The organism is Niastella sp. (genome assembly GCF_045805085.1).
Taxonomy (GTDB): Bacteria; Bacteroidota; Bacteroidia; order Chitinophagales; family Chitinophagaceae; genus Niastella.
In genome coordinates this window covers 1-2686 of record NZ_JBJMLX010000370.1, presented here as the reverse complement: position 1 = coordinate 2686, position 2686 = coordinate 1, and the positions used below count along the sequence as shown (strand labels likewise).

General features: G+C 46.3%; 2 protein-coding genes. One reads left to right on the top strand and one right to left on the bottom strand.

All coding sequences use genetic code 11. The annotated features are described in order from the left end of the window. Nucleotides 1-325: 325 nt before the first annotated feature. Nucleotides 326-1180 (bottom strand): class I SAM-dependent methyltransferase, encoded by an 855-nt coding sequence (locus ACJ751_RS19050; protein ID WP_407747107.1) that lies wholly within the window; start codon nucleotides 1178-1180, stop codon nucleotides 326-328. A gap of 243 nt (nucleotides 1181-1423) precedes the next feature. On the opposite strand from ACJ751_RS19050, the gene ACJ751_RS19045 reads away from it, so the two are divergent. Beyond that, the gene (locus ACJ751_RS19045) at nucleotides 1424-2266 is read left to right on the top strand and encodes a class I SAM-dependent methyltransferase (RefSeq protein ID WP_407747106.1); all 843 of its coding nucleotides are present in this window, start codon (nucleotides 1424-1426) and stop codon (nucleotides 2264-2266) included. The last annotated feature ends 420 nt before the right edge of the window (nucleotides 2267-2686 follow it).

The following is a 2686-nucleotide window of genomic DNA, read 5'->3' as shown; positions in this document are numbered from 1 at the left end:
GGGTTTCAATGACAGGTTGGCAGGGAGAACAGTCTGAACTGGGATGGGTGGGATGTTTGGGATGGTTGGGAAATGGTTAAGTAGTTGGCTGAAATGGTTGCAGACGTGCTGTAGCGGAATGCTCAGGGAGTTGTCTAAGAGTGGTCAGAGAGTTGCCTGATAGTTGCCTGGGGATGGCCTATAGCACTAGTGTCTCCAGGCAATACGTAGGCCATTCCCAGGCAATACTTAGGCCATTCCGCTACCAGTTTACTACCCTTCCGGCACTATTACACTACCATCCTTATCCCATTCATCCCAACCATCCAATAAATCCCAGTTCAGACTATTTTCCATATAGCACATATCCATACGTTTTGTTACCTATTTCGCGGGCTTTTTTGGGGAAGAGTGTGATAATGAGATTATAAGGAAATTTTAATGTGGGCATTTTACGGCCTATGCGGTCCCCTTCGTCGAGGAGGTAGATGTTGTCGTATACCTTCCACCCATGGCTGGTGAAAAAAGCGATGGGATCATCTACATCAAATTGCAGGGGCGCCCTGGTGAGCATTTTCTTTAGCACACCGGTGCGCCGGTGGCGGCGCAAACCGCCATTATAATCCATGATCCAGTAGTGGAAGGAGGGGATCGCAAAAAGATCTTTTGACAAGCGGGCGCCCTGTTCATTGGTCAAATAACCTACTACGCCTTCGGTAATAATAAGGGCCCGTTTGGTTTCGGCGCCTAACCGGGCAAACAGGGCTTTGCGCCCGGCATCGTCACTGAGGTCGACGGCTATTCGTTGCAGGTGGCAGGCGGGTATATCGTTGGCAAGCAGCTGGTTTTTGTATTCGATCATATGAGGAAAATCAACTTCGATCCAATGCAGGTTTACGGGCAGCGGCATACGGTAAGGCCGCGTGTCGAGCCCGGCGCCTAAATTAATAACGGTGTCGATCCCCCGTTCAATGGCTTCATTGATGAGCTTGTCGATACCGGTGGTGCGGGTGGTCATGGCAAAGGCCATGTGTTGTTTAATGGGGGTGGCTTCCACCATTTGAAACCCTTTTTCCCCGGCCAGTTTGCGCGCCAGTGGATCTTTAAAAGCGGCATCAGGACGTTCCGATTCCAATGCCCTGAATGCAGCGATCCAAAGCGCTGTGTCTGATACGTTATTGATAAGTTGATCTTGTTCCATACAAACTACCCTTTTACTTTACAAAAACGGTTGTACTTTACTGTAACCATTGCCTGTATAAATTTAATCAATTTTTGGGAGAGTGGGAGAGGTCGCTACCAAATGGATTTTGCATTCAGTGCCGGAAAAACAGTGCTGATATTATTAATAAAATGTATCTTCATAAACCTCCTGCCTTATTTAATCTTCTTGCATACTACCACTTTGAAGACCAACTCATTCTTAACTTCAAAAACGAAACTCATGAGTGAATCAACAACCGTGCAACCTACCACGAACCCTAACAAGGCTTTATGGGAAAAGGGCGATTTTACTAAAATAGCCGACACCATGCGTGAAAGCGGTACCGCGCTTGTTGCCAAACTGGGCATAAAGCCTGGAATGAATGTACTGGACCTTGGTTGCGGTGATGGTACTACCGCCATCCCGGCCGCCCGGCTGGGCGCCAATGTATTAGGTGTGGATATTGCCAGCAACCTGTTGGCTGCCGCCAACAAACGCATTCAGGAAGCAGGGCTGAAAAATATTACCGTGAAGGAAGGCGATGCCACCAACCTGCAGGAGATAGCTGATGAAAGTTTTGACCAGGTGCAAAGCATCTTCGGTGCCATGTTTGCCCCAAAACCTTTTGATGTAGCAAAAGAAATGGTAAGAGTGGTGCGCAAAGGGGGAAGGGTTGTAATGGGCAACTGGATCCCTAACGATCCTACATTGGTTGCGCAGATCCTGAAGATATGTTCTGCCTATACTCCGCCGCCGCCTGAAGGATTTGTAAGCCCGATGTTGTGGGGCGTGGAAGACCAGGTGAAAGAACGATTTGCACAGGCAGGCATTCCGCCTGAAAATATTTCTTTTGAAAGGGATACCTTTATTTTCTATGCACTGTATTCACCAACCACTTTTCTTGAAAAATTCAGGATGTTTTATGGCCCTACCATGAATGCCTTTGAGGCTGCAGAAAAGAATGGTAAGGCTGCCGATCTGCAACGGGAGTTGGAGGAATTATTTAATAAAGAGAATAGAAGCGGTAATGCAAATACAACATCTATACCGGCTACGTTTTTACTGGTGAAGGCGGTGAAGTAAGTTTATACTATATAATCATAAATAAAAAAGAGGACGTCTCAAATTTGAGACGCCCTCTTTTTTTGAGCGGAAGACGAGATTCGAACTCGCGACCTGAGGCTTGGGAAGCCGTTTCCCGCGCTTACTCATTTTTGTAATGTATTGCCTGACAGCAGGTTTAGATATTATTCTTAAGATATATTTTACTCCATTTTTCGCCAAGTGTGACCGGTAGTGTGACCAGGTGGAATTAACGAATCTTATTCAAAGATTGGCCAACTTGCAGCAGATGGCTAATGCGTTTAAGAAAGGGGTTGATATGTAGTTTCAGCTACTCTGTTTATAACCTCAATTTCGTCTTTGCTTACTCCACTCTTTTCTGCAATCATAGAAAGAAGCTTTATCTGTGCTTCTTGGTACCGGTTGCGTTTTTGAATCTCG